This window comes from Glutamicibacter sp. BW77 (assembly GCF_002332285.1).
Lineage (GTDB): Bacteria > Actinomycetota > Actinomycetes > Actinomycetales > Micrococcaceae > Glutamicibacter > Glutamicibacter bergerei.
In genome coordinates, this window is sequence record NZ_NRGT01000010.1 from 25,138 (window position 1) to 44,145 (window position 19,008).

The following is a 19,008-nucleotide window of genomic DNA, read 5'->3' on the forward strand; positions in this document are numbered from 1 at the left end:
TTGAGCGACTGGGCAAACTTGTAAATAACTGACAGTTTGAGCCGACCCTTTACGCAGACCTCCTGCGCGCTTAGGCTCAGGACATGTCAGTGATGCTGCGTACTATCCAGACCGCCGTGCCCAATACGATCCTCAAACAAGCTGAGGTCCGCGATGTCTTCGCAGTGCAACCTGGACTAACCCGTCTGGGCCAACGCCTGATCGCCACCTCCTTTGATTCTTCAGCGATTAATACCCGCTATAGCTGTGTTGAGGACTTCGATACGCTCAACCCACCGGCCAATCCGCTGTTCTACGATGCGCGCACCCAACAGCTTCATTCGCCGAGCACCGCGACGAGAAACAACGAATATGTTGCACACGCACCGGGACTATTTATTGCCGCGGCACGCAAAGCGCTAGAGGCCTGTCCCGATATAGCGGCCGATGAAATCACCCATGTGATTACGGTGTCCTGCACGGGCTTTTACAACCCCGGTCCGGACTACCAAATTGTGCGGGCACTGGGTTTACGTCCCAACACTGTGCGCCACCACCTAGGATTCATGGGCTGCTACGCAGCGTTTCCCGCGCTACGAGCCGCCCGGGATTTCTGCCTGGCCGATCCGCAAGCAACGGTATTGGTGGTGTGCGCCGAGTTATGCACCCTGCACGTGCGTAGCTCCAACAATCCGGACACCATCATGGGTTCTGCGCTCTTTGCCGATGGTGCCGCTGCGGCCCTCGTTTCTCAGCGTGGCAACGGGGGACTGGATATGGACGCCTTTGAAACCGTGCTGACCCCGGTGGGCGAGGAAGCCATGGCCTGGAACATCGGCGATGAAGGCTTCGAGATGGTGCTTGGCACCTACGTCCCGCATATTATCGATGACCACATCAGTGGCGCACTGGAACCACTGTTTGCCAAAGACGTAACGCCAGCACTGCAGGTTTCACAGATCAAGCACTGGGGGATTCACCCCGGTGGCCGAGCGATCCTGGATCGGGTGCAAAACCGGCTGGAACTCAGCGAGGTCCAGCTAGAGCCTGCTCGCAAAATCCTCGCCGACTACGGCAACATGTCCAGTGCCACGGTGTTATTTGTGCTCAAAGAAATTATGGAGAATCCAGCGGCTAAGGCCGGCGAACGAGTCTGCGCCATGGCTTTCGGTCCGGGACTCACGGTGGAAACGGGGCTGTTCACCCTGCGCTCGGACGCCTAATGTTTGAGCTCGCCCGCGCCGAGGACGCCGTCGAAGAAATGGACAGACCCGACTGCGACCCAATACTTCTGCGCCGAACCTACGCACAATTTCCACTGGTCAACAGGGCAGTGGCCGGGTGGGGCAGGCTATACGCAGAGCTCATCGTGGATCAGTTGCCCACGAACCGGCCCGCCACCTTGTTGGATATCGGCTGCGGTGGTGGGGATATCACTATCATGCTGGCCAAACGAGCGTTAGCCGACGGAATCAACCTCAAAGTTTTGGGAATCGACCCCGACGAACGAGCCTTTGACTATGCGCGCGGTGCCGGACAAAAATCGGGATTACCCGCAAGCCGTCTCGAATTCCGCCAGAGCGACAGCAGTCAACTGGTAGCGCAGAAGGCCCAATTTGATGTGGTCATCTCCAACCACCTGCTCCATCATCTCGATGGGCAACAATTCTCCGGGTTGCTGGCGGATTCACAACGTCTGGCCACCGGACGAGTAGTGCACGCGGATATTCGCCGCTCACGGATAGCCGCAGTGCTCTTCGGCGCGGCGACGCTGCCACTGGCAACGAGCTCCTTCATCCGGCGCGACGGTCTGCTTTCCATTAGACGAAGTTTCACCCCCGTCGAACTGGCCCGGCGTGTACCCGCCGGGTGGCGGGTAGAAGAACGCCGCCCCTTTCGAAACCTGGTGCTCTGGGAACCGGCCCATGCGCTCTGACATCGCCATCATCGGCGCCGGACCGGTGGGATTAACCCTCGCCATCTTGCTAACTAAACGCGGCCATCGCGTGCAAGTCTTCGAAAAACGTCAGGAGATGGGCGAGCATTCGCGAGCAATCGGGTTGCATCCACCGGCCCTGGAAATATTGCAGGAAGCCGGAATTGCTGAACAGCTCACGCGCCAAGGCCTGCAGATCCGCAAGGGAATGGGAGTCTTCGCGTCAGGTCACAGCGCGGCTCTCGATTTTGCGCGCATCCCCGGTAACTACCCATATGTGCTGACATTGCCACAACGCCAAACCCAGTTGCTCTTGCGAGAGGCGCTGGAAGAGCTGGCACCACAGGCTCTTCAGCAAGGTTGCCGCTTCCAACGCGTGCTGGGGCAGGGCAGCGATAGCGTGCACTTCACCGTGCAGCACAGCAATGCAAAACTCCAGGTCCATGGTGCCCGGTGGCTGATTGGCGCCGACGGGGTGGATTCGGCAGTACGCCGTGCCTTAGCGGTGCCGTGGCGCGGCAAAACACTGCCCGATGCCTACCGTATGGGAGATTATCCCGATGCCAGCGGTTTGGGCGACGCCGCGGTACTCTACCTGCATCCACACGGAATTATCGAATCCTTTCCGCTGCCCGGCGAGCAACGCCGCTGGGTGGCGCACCGTCCTAAAAACCAAAGCATGTCGTTGGAAGAACTCGTCCACCAACGCACCGGCCACCGGCTAGCGCAACACTCACGCACCATGCACAGCGACTTCACGACAGCACAATTTGCGGTGCCAAATATGGTCCACGGCCAAACCATCCTCATCGGCGACTCCGCCCACCAAATTAGCCCCATTGGTGGCCAGGGCCTTGCATTAGGGCTCCTGGACGCGGGAGCGCTCGCCGAGGTGCTCAGTGCCGGGACCATCAGGCAAAATTTAGCGGCCTTTGAACGCACTCGACTATCCGCAGCACGGCTTGCCGCCCGCCGGGCACACCTGAATATGATGCTCGGCCGGCCGATTCCGCCATGGCTCAGTGGCCCGCGTGACGCGGTGCTCTCGCGGGTTTTAGCGAACCGGGAACTGCATGATTCGGTAGCAAGAATTTTCACCATGACCGACTCGTTGATGCGTGCCCAAACTCACCGCCAACATCCAGTAGATACGTGAAACAATAGGTAGCAATGACTTCCAGCGACTCCACCACACTTTCCGCCGTTGAGCGTAAGGCCCTGCGCACCGAGCAGGCCGCCGCGCAGCGTGCCCAGCAACTCCGTATTTCCAAGTCCCGAGCCCAGGCCGAAGGCCGCGCTCAGGTCGTTCCGACGGCCGAAGGCTGGAAGCAGGAGATGGGCGCCGATGGCCGCCCCGAACTACAATTTGCCACCAAACGCCGCGTCTCCCAGCCGCCAACGCACTTGGCTGACCTTTCCCTGGCCGAGCGCCAGGCCAAGCTGAAGGAACTGGGCCTGCCGGCCTTCCGCGCCAAGCAGCTGTCGACGCACTACTTCACGCACTACACCACCGACCCGGAGAAGATGAGCGATCTTCCCAAGGAGCGCCGCGCGGAACTAGCCGAGGCGATGTTCCCGAAGCTGCTCACCGAGGTGAAGCGCCTGGAAACCGACGATGGCAAGACCATCAAGTTCCTCTGGCGCCTCTTCGACGGTTCGCTGATCGAATCCGTGCTCATGCGCTACCCGGGCCGCATCACCCTGTGCATCTCTTCGCAGTGCGGTTGCGGTATGAACTGCCCATTCTGCGCCACCGGCCAGGCCGGGTTGACCCGCAACATGTCCACCGCCGAAATTCTGGATCAGATCGTCCAGGCTAACCGCGTGATCGCCGAGGGCGGTCTGGGCGGACAGAAGCACCCAGATGAGCGCGTGGGCAACATCGTTTTCATGGGCATGGGTGAGCCACTGGCCAACTACAAGCGCGTGATGAACGCCGTGCACCGTATGGTCGCCGACGCCCCTGAAGGCTTGGGCATGAGCGCGCGTGGCATCACCATCTCCACCGTGGGTCTGGTTCCTGCCATCCGCAAACTGGCCGAAGAAAACGTCCCGGTGACCTTCGCTCTGTCGCTGCATGCACCGGATGACGAGCTGCGCGATGAACTGATCCCGGTCAACTCAAAGTGGAAGGTCGACGAGGCGCTAGACGCCGCGTTTGACTACTACGTGAAGACCGGACGCCGCGTCTCCATCGAGTACGCGCTGATCAAGGACATGAACGACCACGAGTGGCGTGCAGAAATGCTCGCGAAGAAGCTCAACGCCCGTGGCCGCGGATGGGTCCACGTGAACCCGATCCCGCTGAACCCGGTACCGGGCTCGGTCTGGACACGAAGCGAGAAGGACATCACCAGCAAGTTCGTGCGCCGGTTGGACAGCCTCGGCGTGCCAACCACGCTGCGCGATACTCGTGGTAAGGAAATCGACGGCGCCTGCGGACAGCTCGCAGCCGACGAAGACTAATCTTCAGTTACCCAAGAGCCCTGCCACACGTGAAAGCGTGAGGCAGGGCTCTTGCCATGTGTGGCGGCTAAACGTGCCTGACGGGTATGGTTCAGATATGGCCGTTTCAGACCCGCTTTTTCTCGACAAGACCAACCCCGAGCTGTGGAACTCCATTGGGAAGTTCTCCGCTCAAGTTGCCAAATCCTACCGCGCTGCAGGCATCAGCGATCGCACCGCCGAACTGATCAACCTGCGCGTCTCACAGATCAACGGCTGCGCCTACTGCTTAGACCTGCACACCCGTAAGGCACTGGCTACCGGCGAAACAATGCAACGCATCGTCTTGCTCAGCACGTGGGATGAATGCGGCGGGCACTTCGACGAATTTGAATGCGCGGCCCTAGCGATCGCCGAGGCCACCACCGACCTACCCAGCCCCGAGGAACGCATCGCCGCGGTTGCCTCGGCGCGGCTGCTGCTGCCCGATGAACAGGTTGCAGCGATCCAATGGATCGCGGTGGCAATGAACGCGTTTAATCGCATCTCCATCCTTTCGCGCCACCCGGTGAAGGAAAAAGAACTAGGTCAAGGAACGGCTAAATGAAAGTCTCAAACCGTGGCCAGGTACCGCCCTTTGAGGTCATGCAAATCGTCGATACGGTAGCCACCATGCGTGCCGCCGGCCACGACGTGATCTCCTTGTGCGTCGGGGAACCTGGCGGGGGAGCTCCGGCTGCCGTCAACGAGCTCGCCTCAAAACTCCATGCCGAGCAGGCAGACTTTGGCTACACCTCAACCATCGGTTTAGAACCCACGCGTCAGGCCCTGTCCGATCACTACCGGGTGACCTACGGGATCCAGATCCCGGCGAAAAACTTCGTGATGACCGCAGGATCCTCCGGCGCATTCCAACTGGCCTTTCTCGCGGCGTTTGATCAAGGCGACGTGGTCGCGCTGGCCCGCCCCGGATACCCGGCCTACGCCAATATTTTGCGCGCCCTGGGACTGAACGTCGTGGATTTGCCTACCGGTCCGGCGCAACGTTTTCAGCCGACCGTGCAGCTGCTGGAAGCGGCCAAAAAGAAGCATGGTCGTCTCGACGGACTGGTGATCGCCTCCCCGAACAATCCCACCGGCACCATGCTCAGCGCCGAAGAACTCGAAACCTTGGCTACCTGGTGTCAGGCCAACGGTGTGCGGCTGATTAGCGATGAAATTTACCACGGCATCGAGTTTGTCCCCGAACGCAAGGGCCACACCTCCTGGGAGTACTCGCGTTCCAGCATTGTGGTGTCCTCGTTCTCCAAATATTGGGGGATGACCGGCTGGCGTCTGGGCTGGATGATCGTTCCCGATGACATGCTGGCGGTTGTCGACGGATTGGCTTCGAACCTTGCACTGTGTGCCCCGGCGCCAGCACAACGTGCGGTTCTAGCAGCATTCGAACCGAGCAGTCTTCAAGAAGCCGAGGGACGCGTGCACGAGTTTGCGCGCACCCGCGAGCTGGTACTGGGCAGTCTCGACAAGCTCGGAATTATTCAGGCCGCCCCGGCCGACGGCGCGTTTTATCTCTACGGAAAACTCTCGCCCCAGGTGCTTGATAAGTTCGGCTCGGCATCCGCTTTTTGTGCCGCGGTCCTCGACGAAGCGCAGGTGGCACTCACCCCGGGCGGCGACTTTGACCCGTTCGAGGGAAACCTGTTTATCCGGTTATCCTTCGCCGCCGGTTATCATCGCGTAGCCGAAGCACTGGACCGGGTCGAAGAATTCCTGAAAAGGAATATGTAGCACCGGCAACTTATGCACAGTTCGAAGGCGCAGCTAGTCGCTTACCCGCCCAGTGCTTGAAGCTGAGATGAATCACCGATCGTCTGCCAGCTAGGAGCCCTACGATGAGCGACTTTCCGCTTCCCATCGACCACGAATGTCTCGCCTGCTATATGTACCGCGTCGCCGGACAGTCGCCGTGCGACGGATCATTGCGCGTGCTCAAGGAATACCGCGATCACAGCGCACCGCGTGCCACCGCATTAGAACGCAAGATCCGCCTGCTGGGTGGTTACTGCGACTGCGAGGTTCTCATGAACGCGCTGCGTCCTGCGGGCACCGAGGCGATCAGGGCGATAGATCGCGGGGAGGATTTGATCTGCAAAGGAGTACGCCGCGGCTGTATTCAACCCTGCGAACAGTGGATGATACGCCGCGGCGTGCAATGGGCCGGCGGACAATTCCGCAGCCGGGGTGCTTAAAACTCTTAGTCCTCGATCACGTGGGACTGGTTGGCCTTCTTTTTCTTGCTCGCCATGCTGGCCTTGAGCAATTCGATCAGGATCGGAATGATCGAGATGAAGACGATCAGGATGAAGATGATGTCGATGTTGTCTTTGATCCAGGTGAACTGACCCAGCCAGAAGCCCAACAAGGTCACGCCGACGCCCCACAGCAACGCGCCGATGAGGTTGTAGGCAACAAAGGTCTTGTGGTTCATCTTGGCCACGCCAGCGATCACCGGCACGAAGGTGCGCACCACTGGGACGAAGCGTGCAAGGATGACCGCGCGGCCACCGAACTTCTCAAAGAATCCGTGTGCTCGTTCCACATTCGCCTGCGAGAAGAACCGGGAATCTGGCTTCTTGAAGATCGCCGGACCCGTCTTCTTGCCAATCATGTAGCCGGTCTGATCACCGGCAAAGGCGCAGACAAAGATTGACAGGGCAAATAGCCACAGTGGGACGTGAATCGTTCCGGCCGCGATGAGCATGCCCACGGTAAAGAGCATGGAATCGCCTGGCAGGAAGAACCCGACAAGCAGCCCGGTCTCGGCGAAAACGATGCCGCAGACTAACAGGACAACCCATGGGCCTAGGGCCGGGTCGTTAAGGAAGACAACAGGATTCAGCCAGTCGGGCAGGAACGCTGCTCCGAGGGTTGGCGTCCCGAACTGCGTCATGAGCGAGAGGAAAGAAGTTTGATCTAGCACGCTCAAAGCCTACGGTAAATCACTGTGAGTTTCCCAGAGAGCTGGCCATATTGCTCCTGCGCCCGCAGACACTAATTCCATGCAGAATAACGGTATTTAGGCCATTGACCGGCACAGATCTTAGCAATGTGTGCACGGAGCGGATCGGAGGCAAATCGCTGACGATGCATCACAAGTTGCCAAGGTCACAGCCTATGCGCGGTTTTAAGTCATCTGGTTCTCGAATTCTCACCGCTACGCACCTGCAGGGCAGCACCGGCATGACAACGGTCATGGTCATGACATGACTTTCTGCTCTTCTCAGCGTGAGGCATCGCGCGAAGACTATAAGTATGCAAACGCTGATTAAAACCGAAGCAGTTTCGCTGACCGGGTTGACCAAGACCTTCTCCACCTCGCGCACCAAGGTCCAGGCGGTCAAAGGAATCGACCTGCAAATCCCCACCGGGCAAATAGTGGCTTTTTTGGGGCCCAATGGTGCCGGGAAAACGACCACCATTGACATGATCCTTGGGCTGACCAAACCGACCGCAGGTGCCGCGAAAATCCTCGGTCTTGACCCGCCCCAGGCGGTTTCCTCCGGACGCGTCTCGGCCGTCCTCCAAACCGGAGGGCTACTGAGAGATATGACGGTGAAGGAAACCGTGACGGTCATTGCCTCGATGCACGGCAAGTCCGATCGCATCAACGAGGTCATGGAACGAACGGGCCTGACCCGCATCGCTAAACGGCGTGTGGGCAAGTGCTCCGGTGGTGAACAGCAACGCATCAAATTCGCGCTGGCCTTACTTCCGGATCCGGACGTGCTGATCCTCGACGAGCCGACGGCCGGCATGGACGTGATGGCACGCCGCGAATTCTGGTCCACGATGCGATCCGAAGCCACCCAAGGGCGCACCGTCATTTTTGCCACGCACTACTTAGAAGAGGCGCAAAACTTCGCCGAACGAACCATCTTGATGAGCCAAGGAAAAATCGTCGCCGACGGTGCCACCGCCGAATTACGTCAGCTCATATCTGGCCGCACGCTCAGTGCGTCGTTCACCTCAGAAGATCAGGGGGAGCAGGCGGCAACATTTGATCAGTCGGTGCAGATTACCGAACGCAACGGCTCACGTTTCGCCTTCCAATGCCAAAACTCGGACCGCTTTGCCGCTGCGCTGCTGGGCGAATACCAAGCCTACGATCTAGAAATTTCCTCCCCGAGCCTGGAAGACGCCTTCATCCAGCTGACCAAGGACGCCTCATGATGACCACATATATCCGGGTAGAGTTCGCCCGGCACTTCCGCGACGGGTACAACCTCATCTTCGCGTTGTTGCTCCCGGCAGCCATGTACATTCTGTTCGGCAACATTCCCAGCTACACCGCCTTCGACCTGGGCGCCGGCAACGTGAAGTTCTACCTGATGATTTCCATGGCCGCCTACGGCGCAGCAGTCAGCACCGTGGCGATCGCCGGCACCGTCGCGACCGAGACGATGCAGGGCTGGGGCCGACAAATCGCGCTGACCAAAATGCCACCGGCGGTATTCGTTGGCAGCAAGATGATCGTCGCGGCAACCGTCGCCGGAATTTCCGCGGCCATAGTCTTCGCCTTGGGCGCCGCCACCGGAGCGCAAGTGAACGAACCGTGGATCTGGGGTGCCAGCTACCTGATCGTCCTGCTCGGCGCGATGATCTTCGCCTGTTACGGGATCGGGGTGGGGATGGTCTTCAAATCGGAATCCGCCCTCGGTCTGGCCTCCGGGCTGATGGTGTTCTTCGCCTTCTTCGGAAATGTGTTCATGCCCTTGGAAGGTGGCATGTTAGACGCCGCCCGTTTCACCCCAATGTTCGGCTATGTCGCGTTGGCACGCTACCCGCTGCTCAAGGATATGCCGTCAGGAGTAGAGATGGCGCCGGATCCATTGTGGATGCCAACGGCTAACCTTGTGGCATGGGCAATCATTTTCGCGCTCTTCGCGGTAGTAGCAACCAGGAAAGCCAAGGCGCGCCAGTGAAGCTAAACGCACAAGGTACCAACCAAGCCCCAGAAGAGGCTTGCGACTTCGGCGATGAGCAGAAGTTCTGGGACCGCTGGGGTTGGATGGTGGCCGGAGTATGGATCATCTTCCTGGTCTTCCCCATACTTGACCTGCTCGTCGAAGACTACTCACTGGCCACCAGAGTTATTGGGCTGAGCCTGGTGGTGTTGTTCGCGGCCATCTACCTGCGGGCGTATGCGAAGTATTCGTGGTTCGTCGGTCACGGCGGAACCGATCAACGCCGAGCACACGTGTATTTCCTGATGCTGTGCGCCATCATCATCATTGGCGTCCCCGTGACAGGTTTAACCGTCATGGGGTTGTTCCCGTTCATCACCTCCTATGCCGCATTCCTGCTGACCAAAAAATGGACTATTGCCACCTATGCCACGGTGCTGGTGGCCTGCTTTGCGCTACCGGTGTTCTTCGGGAAATTCATGGACGCGATCTTCCTGATTGGCTTGAACATCGTCTTGATGGTGGTTTACGTCATTACCGTCGCCGCCATCACCCGTTCCTCGGATGCCGAGCGGATCCGGGCCGATTTTCTTGTGGTGGCCGAGCAAGAACGCGTGGCCAGGGATGTTCACGACGGCATCGGGCACTCGTTGACGGCGCTGAATTTGAAAGCGCAATTGGCTTTGCGGCTCATGGATGAAAAGCAGTACCTGCAGGCTCGTGGCGAGTTGGTGCAGCTTAGCGAGTTGGCGGTCGATGCCTTGGACTCGGTGCGCACCACCGTCCAAGGACTTAACCGTCAAGATCTGGACATTGAATTGGCCGAGCTACAACATGCGTGCAATGACAACAACCTCGAATTTACGGTAGTCGGAACCGCCGAGCAGATCCCGTTGCAGCATCGCTCGCACGTGGCGTGGATCCTGCGTGAAGCGGTGACCAACGTGCTGCGTCACGCGCACGCAAGCACGGTGGTGCTGCATATCGAACCGGGCCAAGTCAGTATCGACGATGACGGGGATGGGTGCCAAGGAAATAGCCCCGGACATGGCATCAGGGGAATGCAAGAACGCGCCCGACAGTTCGGTGCCAGCTGTACAGTGGGGGCATCACGGCTGGGCGGAACCAGCGTGCAAGTAGTCTTTGATGCCAAGGAGGCCCGGTGATTCGAGTACTCATCGCCGATGACCAGCACCTGGTCCGCGGGGCTTTGGCTGCCCTGTTAAATCTGGAAGCAGACATCACCGTGGTTGCCGAATGCGCCGACGGAGATGAAGTGGCCCCGGCCTTGGACACCCAGCCGGCAGATATTGCGCTACTCGATGTGCAGATGCCGCGCCAGGACGGATTGCGTACCGCCGCCGAACTGAAAACCAGCCACCCTGAGGTTAAAGTGCTGATCCTGACCACCTTCGACCGGCCAGGCTATTTCCGCCAAGCCTTTGAAGCGGGAGCCCACGGATTCCTCGTCAAAGATTCGCCGCCTGCCGAGCTGATGGCGGCAATCCGCCGGGTCTACTCTGGGGACAAGGTGGTCGACCCGCAGCGCGCCATGCTCAGCGTCGAAACACAGAACAACCCGCTGACCGAGCGGGAAAGAGAAATTTTGGGCTTAGCCGCCACCGGTGCCCCGGTGTCAAAGATCGCCTCCACGGTCCACCTGAGCGCCGGAACCGTGCGCAATCACCTGTCTAACGCGATCGGCAAAACCAATACAACCAACCGCATTGAGGCGGCCCGTATCGCCGCTGACCAGGGCTGGATCTAACGCGTCGCGAAGTGGGTGATCAGCCCGATGACCCACACCGAGGTGGCCAGCAACACGCAGCCAAATTCGACGATGATGCCCAAACCCATGGCCTTCAGCGTCGCCCAGGAGGAGGCCAGCGCCCCGTCAAATTTGCGGTGCCGGGCGGCCTCGCCGATAAACAGTCCCAGCGCAAAACCAATAAACAACCCCACTACTGGGATGATAAACGCCCCAGCAATTGCACCGATCAGCCCCCAGAAGATCGAGCCCTTAGGGATCTGATGTTGTTTGAGCTTGCGCCCGGTCAGCACCGCGGAGGCGGACCAGCCCAAGGCGGCGATCAGCATGCCGAGCCCCGCCGCCCACCAGGAAGCTCCCGAACCAAGCAGCCAACCCCACCCCAAGAGGGTCACAATGGTCAGCAGCGATCCGGGAAGGACCGGGATAATCGTGCCTAAGGCGGAAACGATCAGCAGCAATCCGGCAATAACGGTGTAAATAATCTGTGCATCCACCCCCTTAGTGTGGCACGGTGGGCTCAAGAATAACTTTTGGGCACGAGCAAAATCTTGAGGTGTTTGATGAGTCAGCAGCAACACGGCACCATCGGTGTGCAGATCACTAACCACGTAGCCACGCTTACCCTGAATAACCCCACCCAGTACAACGCACTGACCAAGGACATGTGTCTTGAACTGGTCGGCGCGTTTTCCGGATTATCCGTTGACCCGCAGGTGCGCGCGATCCTCATCACCGGGGCCGGGGCAAACTTCAGCGCGGGCATCGCCATTGACCAAATGGATCTGGTGCTCTTTGACGAGCCGGTGGACGGGGAACTGGTCAACCATTTTGATCTGGTGGATCGGGCGATCACTAGCTGTCCGAAGCCGACCATCGCGGTGGTGCGGGGAAACTGTTTTGGCGGGGCCTGGCAGCTGGCTTCGGCCTGCGATATCCAGTTAGCGGCGGACACTACCCGGCTGGCGATCACCCCGGCCAAGGTTGGGTTGGTTTTCCCGCGTCCGGGTGTGGAGCGTTTGGTGCAAACCGTGGGGCCAAGCCGCGCCAAATACCTACTCTTTAGCGGCGCGGAAATCTCCATGGAGCAAGCCGCAGCCTGGGGCCTGTTTACGCAGGTGGTCCCCAAGGAGAAACTCGAAAGCCAACTGGCGACGCTAATCTTCCAAATGGACGCAAATTCCGCGTTCTCCATAGTGCACACCAAACAGGCCATCACCATGAGTACCGCGAGCACCCCGGACTCGTTGTCCGACTCCTATTGGGCGCAGCTTTGGGAACACAACGCTCGCAGCGAAGACCTGGCCGAGGGCCGTGCCGCCTTCGCTGCGAAACGTCGTCCAGAATTTACCTGGGTCTCACCGGAGAACTAAAAGGCACCAACTAGGCGCCGTGCTTAGCCACCAGCTCACGCTTGAGGATCTTCCCGCTGGGACCCAGCGGGAATTCGCTGACGATCTCAATATGCCGCGGATACTTGTATGCGGCGATCTGCTCGCTGATCCAGGCGCGAATACTTTCCGCCGTCAACGTTGAGCCGGGTTCCAAGGTGATCGACGCGGCGATCTCCTGGCCGTGCACCTCGTGCGGGATCCCGTACACGGCGGCGTTAGAAATTTCCGGATGCCCGACCAGCACCTCTTCGACCTCGCGTGGGTACACGTTGTAGCCGTTGCGCAGGATCATATCCTTGGTGCGGTCCATAATGCGCAGGTAACCGTCTTCGTCTTTGGTGCCCAGGTCCCCGGTGCGGAACCAGCCGTCTACCACTGCCTCGGCGGTAGCTTCCGGACGGTTCAAATACCCGGAGAAAAGGTTATGTCCGCGGACCACCAGTTCGCCCAGCTCCCCGGTGGGTAACAACCGGATTTCCTGCGGGTATCCCGGATCTGCGATCTCCACGTCCACGCCCCAGACAGCGGTGCCGATGGTTCCGGGCCGAGGTTCGCGTCCGAGCTGATTAAAGGCTGCCACCGGCGAGGTTTCGGTCAGCCCGTAGCCCTCATGGATTGGCGCACCAAAGCGGTCCTGGAAAGCGGTGAGTATCGCCACCGGCAGCGCGGCCCCACCGGAGACCGCATAACGAAGCTTGGTGGGATTATCGGTCCGCGTCTTTCCGGCCTCGAGCAGCGCCACATACATCGTCGGCACACCGAAAAAGATGTCGATATTTTCGTCGAGCACCAGATCTAGGGCGCCCTTCGCGGTGAATTTTGGCAACAGCACGATCTCGGCACCCGCACGTATCCCGGTGTTGAGCACCGCGGTTTGCCCGAAGGTGTGGAACAGCGGCAGCCCACCAAAAATCTTGTCACCCACTCGCATATCGATGGTGTCCAGCAGCATCGTGCTGGTTTGTTCTACCAGCGCCAGGTGTGTGCCTAACGCACCCTTGGGTGTTCCGGTGGTGCCGGAGGTGTAAAGGATGGTGGCGATATTTTCTGGGTGCTGCGGAACGTAGGTGGTGATCGGGCTGGCTTTGGCCGCCCGATCTTCGAGCCGGTCGGTCTTCAACTCCTCCGGTGCCAAGACGCTGAGCAGCTGGACCCCGGCAAGCTCCGCCCCGGCGGCGCCTTCACCGAGCAGCGGCGCCGCGCAGATGAGCATTTTTGCCGAGGCATCATCAAGCACATAGGCGATTTCTTGCTTCTTCAGCAACGCATGCACCGGGACCACAATCGCACCCAGCGAAAGGATCGCATAGTAAACGCGCGCAAAATCGGTGACGTTGGGAATGAGTACCGCCACCCGATCCTCGGCTTCGATGCCCGCCTCGCGCAAGGCACCGGCGTAGGCGCGCGTTTCATCCCAAAGCTGCCCGTAGCTGGTGCTCTGCCCATTGACGGTGATTGCTTTGAGCTCACGATGGCGCACCGCGCTCTCGGCCAATAGCGCGGCCACGGACATGGTCAGGTTTGAGTTCGAACGAATCACTGGGGGCTCCTAAAGCAAAACAAGCAAGTGCGTGAGGTAGGTCACCTTAACAGCGTACTGACACTTTGTTCCAAATCAAGGTACTGAGTATCATTATTCTGCTCAGAGCCCATTGAATACCCCGCGGGACAGACTTAGACTCAGCCTGTCATCACTAATCAACTCGCAAACCAAGGGGACAAAATGTCCATACCCGATTTTCCGCCCGGCGCACCGTGCTGGATCGATTTACTCACCAGAGATCTTGATGCCGCCAAATCCTTCTACTCCCAGCTCTTCGGCTGGAACTACGAGGTGGGCGACGAGGAGAATGACGGTGGATACCTGACCGCGACCAAGGATGGGCTGGCCGTCGCGGGCCTCATGAGCAACGATCCAGACAACGACTACCCGGACGTTTGGAGCACCTACCTGCGCGCCGATGACATCGGAGCGCTCGCCGACAAGGCCGAATTTCATGGTGGTCAGGTCTACCTGCCGCCGGTCGAAGTCCCCGAGCAGGGGCGGATGGCGATGATCGGAGATCCCTCGGGACTGGGGGTGGGGCTCTGGCAGTTCGCCGGGCACACCGGCTATCAGAGCCAGGGCGAGCCGGGCACTCCCGCCTGGCATGAACTGCACACCAGAAAGTTTGAAAGCTCGACGAAGTTTTATAGCCAGGCACTTGGCTGGGAGCTAGAGGTGCTCAGCGATAATGATCAGTTCCGCTACCAGACGCTGGGTTCCGGTGAGCAGGCGCGGGCCGGAATTATGGACATCTCGCACTTTGATGATCCCAGCCTGGCAGGTTGGAAGATCTACTTTAACGTGGCCGACGTAGACCAGACGGTCGCCACGGCGGTGGCCGCTGGGGGCGCCGAGATCAGTGCGCCGATGGATTCAGACTTTGGCCGGGTGGCCGTCATCGCCGATCCCACCGGCGCCGAGTTCTACGTCATCGCGGCCAATAACTAGGGCGGTGGAGCCGAGCCAACCAGCTGATTTCCAGCACCATTCGGCGCATAATCGCCGGGGTACCTACAAGTCAGCGCGGCGCTAGGCGGTATGCTCGAAATTATGCAACAACGACTACTTGGACGAACCAATAAAACCGTTTCCGTCATAGGCCTCGGCACCTGGCAGCTGGGCGCCGACTGGGGAGAGGTGGATGAAGCCGACGCTTTCTCGGTGCTCGACGCCGCCTACGGCGCGGGCGTCAGCTTTTTTGACACCGCCGATGTTTACGGCGACGGACGCAGCGAGGCGCTGATCGGCCGCTGGTTGAAGGCCAATCCGCAGGCGCATCTCACCGTGGCCACCAAAATGGGCCGCCGCGTGGAGCAGCTTCCCGAGGCCTACAACCTGGACGCCTTCCGCGCCTGGAACGATCGTTCGCGCACCAACCTGGGCGTGGACACCCTAGATTTGGTGCAGCTGCACTGCCCACCGACCCCGGTGTACTCCACCGATGCGGTTTATGACGCGCTAGATACGATGGTCGACGAGGGCCGGATGGCTAACTACGGTGTCTCGGTGGAAACCGTGGACGAGGCGTTGGCCGCGATCGCCCGCCCGAATATCGCCACCGTGCAGATCATCATCAACGCGTTTAGGCACAAGCCGCTGGAAGAAGTTTTGCCCGCAGCCCGCGCGGCCGGAGTGGGAATTATCGCCCGCGTACCGCTGGCCAGTGGCCTGCTGACCAACCGTTATACGCTAAACACCACGTTCGCGGATAACGATCACCGCAACTTTAACCGCGACGGTTCGGCTTTCGACGTGGGCGAGACCTTCTCCGGCGTGGACTACGCCACCGGGTTAGACGCGGCCAAAAACTTCGCCCAGCTGGCCGCCGCTGAGGCGCCCGAGGCAACCAGCGCCCAGGTGGCCTTGGCCTGGTTGGCCGCCCAGGAGGGGATTAGCTCGATCATTCCCGGGGCGCGCACCGCCGATCAGGCGCGAGCCAATGCCGCCGCCGGATCGCTGCGAATTTCCGGCGGCTTTAACGCCTCGGTACGCGAGCTCTATGACACGAAGCTTCGCGCGGCCATCCACCCACGCTGGTAATCGACGTTTAAACGGCCCGTGCGGCCGGTCCCTGAGGGCCGGCCGCACGGGCTTTTTCACTTCCTAGTGCGGCGCGCCGACACGAATGGTTGTCCCCAACGGCACCGGGCCAACCGGGCGATGCTGGCCACGCTCGGCCACATACTCCAGCTCGGTGTCCGCCACCTCCGGCGCATTGACGAAGGAGCGGAAACGGCGCAGCTTGTCCGGATCGGCCAAGGTTGCGGCCCATTCATCCTCGTAGTTGGCCACGTGCGTTTCCATGGCTGCCTCCAGCTCTTCGGCCAGGCCCAGGGAATCGTCGATGACCACCTGCTTGGCCCGTTCCAGGCCGCCTTGCAGATCCTGGAGCCAATGCGCGGTGCGCTGCAACTTGTCCGCGGTGCGGATGTAGTACATCAGGTAGCGGTCGATGTATTTGAACAGTGTCTGCTCGTCCAGGCCGCTGGCGAGCAGCTGGGCGTGAGCCGGGTTGGCGCCGCCATTGCCACCCACATACAGGTTCCAGCCATCGGTTGTGGCGATCACGCCAATATCCTTGGCGCGAGCCTCGGCGCACTCGCGGGCACATCCCGAAACACCCATCTTCAGCTTGTGCGGTGCGCGCAGGCCGCGGTAGCGCAACTCCATCTCGATGCCCAACGCGGTGGAATCGAGCATGCCGTAGCGGCACCAGGACGAACCCACGCAGGTCTTCACATTGCGCAGCGACTTGCCGTACGCCTGGCCGGATTCGAACCCGGCGTCCACCAGCTCGCGCCAGATCTCGGGCAGCTGCTCCAGGCGGGCACCGAACATGTCGATGCGCAGGCCGCCGGTGAGCTTGGTGTACAGGCCGTACTTCTGCGCCACCGCGGCGATCACGCCAAGTTTCTGCGGGGTGATTTCGCCACCGGGGATGCGCGGCACCACCGAATAGGTGCCGTCCTTCTGCATATTGGCCATCACCCGGTCGTTGGTGTCCTGCGCGCCGGCAAGGCCGGCATCCATCGGGTGCACGCTGGTCTGCGAGGAGAGGATATTGGCGATGACCGGCTTGCAGATATCGCATCCGGTGCCGGTGCCGAAACGATCCATCACCTCGCTGAAGGTCTGCAACCGGCCAACGCGAATCGCTTCATAGAGCTCCGGGCGTGAGAAGGCGATATGCTCGCACAACGCGGAGGAAACTTCCGCGCCGTCCTTGAGCATCTGCGCTTCCATGAGCTTTTTGAGCATGGGCACGCATGAGCCGCACTGGGTTCCGGCCCGCGTGCAGCCCTTCAGCCCGGAGACGGTGGTCACGGGAGCCGCGCCCTCGAAGCAACCGCAACCGGAGACGGCATCGCGGATGGTGCCGGCGGTGACCGAATTGCAGGAACACAGCACCGCATCATCGGGCAGCTCGCCCTCCGGAGCCTCGCCGCCCGGGGCACTCAGGTAGGCACCTGGCTCGCCAGGAAGTTCCCGGCCGAGCAACGGACGCAGCGACTGGTAAGGGCTGGCATCGCCAACAAAAATGCCTCCCAGCAACGTCTTGGCATCGGCCGAAACCACCAGCTTCTGGTACAGACCGCGCGGGGCATCCGCGTAGACCACTTCCAGCGCGCCCTCGGCGCGGGCAAAGCCATCGCCGAAGCTGGCTACATCCACGCCGGAAAGCTTGAGCTTGGTCGCGGTGTCGAAACCGGCGAATTGCGCGTCTCCGCCGGACAGCTGCTCGGCGACGATTTCCGCCATGGCATTGGCCGGAGCGACCAGGCCGATGCAGAACCCGTCGTAGTTCGCGACCTCACCGATAGCCCAGATGTGCTCGATGTCGGTGGCGCAATGCGAGTCGATAACCACGCCGCCGCGTGGACCCATGCCGAAGCGCGGCGCCTGACTGCCGGCCTCATCTAGGGCCGCGTTGTAGTTGCGGATCAGCTCATCGCGCGGACGCACGCCGATGGAAACAACCACCATGTCGGCATCGATCAGGCGTTCATCGGCCATCAGCACGCCGGTGACAGCCGTGCCGCCAAGCTCCTGGAGGGTGATGATTTCCTTCGGGAAGACTCCGTTGTGCACCGTGAATCCGGTCTGCTCGATCAACCGGCCCATGGCCTGGCCAGCACCTTCATCCAACTGGGTGCCCATCAACCATTTGCCGCCGTCAATGACTACCGCTTCTGCCCCCAGCGCTTGGGCGCCTGCGGCGGCTTCCAACCCGAGCAGGCCGCCACCGATGGTAGCGACCACCGGGGTGCGGCCCAACGTGGTCTTCAGTTCCTTGACCTTTTCGGCGATGGACCAGACATCTTCCAGCGTGCGGTACACGAAGGTGTGCTCGTTGCCGGTGATTGGCAACGTGGCTGCATTGGATCCGGTGGCAAGCACCAAGTCGTCATAGTCGAAGGTGCGTCCATCCGCGGTCGACACCGTGCGCTTCACGCTGTCGATAGCGATGGCCTTGGCATTGGTTTCCAAGGTGACATGTGCTGCTTCCCAGAGCTTCGGGTCGCCGAGGGTGAGATCGACCCCGGGGTTGGTCAGCGCCTGGGAGAGTGCCACGCGGTCGTAGGGAAGGTGGGTTTCTTCGGTTAAAACTGTGATGCTCAAGTCCTGCGGTGCGCGGCTGGCCAGCGCTTCGGTGAAACGGTGAGCTGCGGGGCCGCCGCCGATAACCAGGACATTGCGTGCAGTGCGTGGTGTACCCATGATCTATTTCGACTTTCGCTGGGAAACGGTGAGTTTCAGGCTGATGAGTCCACTGTAGAAAGTACGTTTTGCGCCGCAATTACACCCGTGTTTCGGCCGGAGCAATTCTCTCCACCGTGGACCAGCGGCCTAGTGAAGCTGCCGAAACATAATCGAATCATTCGGCCGGGAAATCGATTCGGTGATGCGAAAAGATTAGGAAAAACCGGCGGAATGCCGGAAGAAAAATGAATTCTGTGATGTCTCAAGACACC

Annotated in this window: 18 protein-coding genes; 14 read left to right on the forward strand and 4 right to left on the reverse strand. The window is 60.3% G+C overall.

The annotated features are described in order from the left end of the window. The first annotated feature begins 83 nt into the window (after positions 1 to 83). The 7 genes from CIK74_RS01255 to CIK74_RS01285 all read left to right on the forward strand — a co-directional run bounded on the left by CIK74_RS01255 (position 84) and on the right by CIK74_RS01285 (position 6,612). The gene (locus tag CIK74_RS01255; RefSeq protein ID WP_096253895.1) at positions 84 to 1,202 is read left to right on the forward strand and encodes a type III polyketide synthase; all 1,119 of its coding nucleotides are present in this window, start codon (positions 84 to 86) and stop codon (positions 1,200 to 1,202) included. Further along, entirely contained in the window at positions 1,202 to 1,915 is a 714-nt protein-coding gene (locus CIK74_RS01260) for a methyltransferase domain-containing protein (RefSeq protein WP_096253896.1), read from the forward strand. The genes CIK74_RS01255 and CIK74_RS01260 overlap by 1 nt, the downstream gene beginning before the upstream one ends. Further along, positions 1,905 to 3,071 carry an NAD(P)/FAD-dependent oxidoreductase gene (locus CIK74_RS01265; protein WP_096253897.1) on the forward strand — a complete coding sequence of 389 codons (1,167 nt, stop codon included), beginning with the start codon at positions 1,905 to 1,907 and terminating at the stop codon, positions 3,069 to 3,071. The genes CIK74_RS01260 and CIK74_RS01265 overlap by 11 nt, the downstream gene beginning before the upstream one ends. A 14-nt stretch (positions 3,072 to 3,085) precedes the next feature. Next, positions 3,086 to 4,381, forward strand: coding sequence for a 23S rRNA (adenine(2503)-C(2))-methyltransferase RlmN (rlmN, locus tag CIK74_RS01270; protein ID WP_240520423.1), 1,296 nt, complete (start codon positions 3,086 to 3,088; stop codon positions 4,379 to 4,381). A 97-nt stretch (positions 4,382 to 4,478) separates the two neighbouring features. Continuing rightward, on the forward strand, positions 4,479 to 4,967 hold the full coding sequence (locus tag CIK74_RS01275) for a carboxymuconolactone decarboxylase family protein (protein ID WP_096253898.1): 489 nt from the start codon (positions 4,479 to 4,481) through the stop codon (positions 4,965 to 4,967). Further along, entirely contained in the window at positions 4,964 to 6,151 is a 1,188-nt protein-coding gene (locus CIK74_RS01280; RefSeq protein ID WP_096253899.1) for an aminotransferase class I/II-fold pyridoxal phosphate-dependent enzyme, read from the forward strand. Before CIK74_RS01275 ends, CIK74_RS01280 begins: the two co-directional genes overlap by 4 nt. A gap of 104 nt (positions 6,152 to 6,255) precedes the next feature. Continuing rightward, on the forward strand, positions 6,256 to 6,612 hold the full coding sequence (locus CIK74_RS01285; RefSeq protein WP_096253900.1) for a DUF2695 domain-containing protein: 357 nt from the start codon (positions 6,256 to 6,258) through the stop codon (positions 6,610 to 6,612). Positions 6,613 to 6,617: 5 nt separating this feature from the next. Here CIK74_RS01285 and CIK74_RS01290 read toward each other — a convergent pair whose 3' ends face one another. Next, positions 6,618 to 7,313, reverse strand: coding sequence for a VTT domain-containing protein (locus tag CIK74_RS01290; protein ID WP_096253901.1), 696 nt, complete (start codon positions 7,311 to 7,313; stop codon positions 6,618 to 6,620). Between the two features lie 362 nt (positions 7,314 to 7,675). Here CIK74_RS01290 and CIK74_RS01295 point away from each other — a divergent pair, with 362 nt between their 5' ends. Genes CIK74_RS01295 through CIK74_RS01310 form a run of 4 tightly spaced genes read left to right on the forward strand, consistent with a single transcriptional unit; the run spans position 7,676 to position 11,095 of the window. Continuing rightward, positions 7,676 to 8,593, forward strand: a complete 918-nt coding sequence (locus tag CIK74_RS01295) for an ABC transporter ATP-binding protein (RefSeq protein ID WP_096253902.1) — start codon at positions 7,676 to 7,678, stop codon at positions 8,591 to 8,593. Continuing rightward, positions 8,590 to 9,345 carry an ABC transporter permease gene (locus tag CIK74_RS01300; RefSeq protein WP_096253903.1) on the forward strand — a complete coding sequence of 252 codons (756 nt, stop codon included), beginning with the start codon at positions 8,590 to 8,592 and terminating at the stop codon, positions 9,343 to 9,345. Before CIK74_RS01295 ends, CIK74_RS01300 begins: the two co-directional genes overlap by 4 nt. Continuing rightward, a complete protein-coding gene (locus CIK74_RS01305; RefSeq protein WP_170947689.1) occupies positions 9,342 to 10,493 on the forward strand; it encodes a histidine kinase in 1,152 nt (383 codons plus the stop codon). Before CIK74_RS01300 ends, CIK74_RS01305 begins: the two co-directional genes overlap by 4 nt. Next, positions 10,490 to 11,095, forward strand: a complete 606-nt coding sequence (locus tag CIK74_RS01310; RefSeq protein ID WP_096253905.1) for a response regulator transcription factor — start codon at positions 10,490 to 10,492, stop codon at positions 11,093 to 11,095. Before CIK74_RS01305 ends, CIK74_RS01310 begins: the two co-directional genes overlap by 4 nt. On the opposite strand, the gene CIK74_RS01315 is transcribed toward CIK74_RS01310, so the two are convergent. Further along, on the reverse strand, positions 11,092 to 11,592 hold the full coding sequence (locus CIK74_RS01315; protein ID WP_096253906.1) for a DUF456 domain-containing protein: 501 nt from the start codon (positions 11,590 to 11,592) through the stop codon (positions 11,092 to 11,094). The two genes, CIK74_RS01310 and CIK74_RS01315, sit on opposite strands and share 4 nt — an antisense overlap. Positions 11,593 to 11,658: 66 nt before the next feature. Here CIK74_RS01315 and CIK74_RS01320 point away from each other — a divergent pair, with 66 nt between their 5' ends. Next, positions 11,659 to 12,468 carry an enoyl-CoA hydratase/isomerase family protein gene (locus tag CIK74_RS01320; protein WP_096253907.1) on the forward strand — a complete coding sequence of 270 codons (810 nt, stop codon included), beginning with the start codon at positions 11,659 to 11,661 and terminating at the stop codon, positions 12,466 to 12,468. 10 nt (positions 12,469 to 12,478) lie between these two features. On the opposite strand, the gene CIK74_RS01325 is transcribed toward CIK74_RS01320, so the two are convergent. After that, positions 12,479 to 14,002, reverse strand: a complete 1,524-nt coding sequence (locus CIK74_RS01325; RefSeq protein ID WP_096253911.1) for a long-chain fatty acid--CoA ligase — start codon at positions 14,000 to 14,002, stop codon at positions 12,479 to 12,481. Between the two features lie 210 nt (positions 14,003 to 14,212). On the opposite strand from CIK74_RS01325, the gene CIK74_RS01330 reads away from it, so the two are divergent. Together CIK74_RS01330 and CIK74_RS01335 are read left to right on the forward strand one after the other, a co-directional pair. After that, the gene (locus CIK74_RS01330) at positions 14,213 to 14,983 is read left to right on the forward strand and encodes a VOC family protein (protein WP_096253908.1); all 771 of its coding nucleotides are present in this window, start codon (positions 14,213 to 14,215) and stop codon (positions 14,981 to 14,983) included. Positions 14,984 to 15,085: 102 nt separating this feature from the next. Next, positions 15,086 to 16,075 (forward strand): aldo/keto reductase, encoded by a 990-nt coding sequence (locus tag CIK74_RS01335; RefSeq protein ID WP_096253912.1) that lies wholly within the window; start codon positions 15,086 to 15,088, stop codon positions 16,073 to 16,075. 63 nt (positions 16,076 to 16,138) lie between these two features. Here the strand turns inward: CIK74_RS01335 and nirB are convergent, their stop codons facing one another. Further along, positions 16,139 to 18,754, reverse strand: coding sequence for a nitrite reductase large subunit NirB (nirB, locus tag CIK74_RS01340; protein WP_096253909.1), 2,616 nt, complete (start codon positions 18,752 to 18,754; stop codon positions 16,139 to 16,141). Between the last annotated feature and the right edge of the window lie 254 nt (positions 18,755 to 19,008).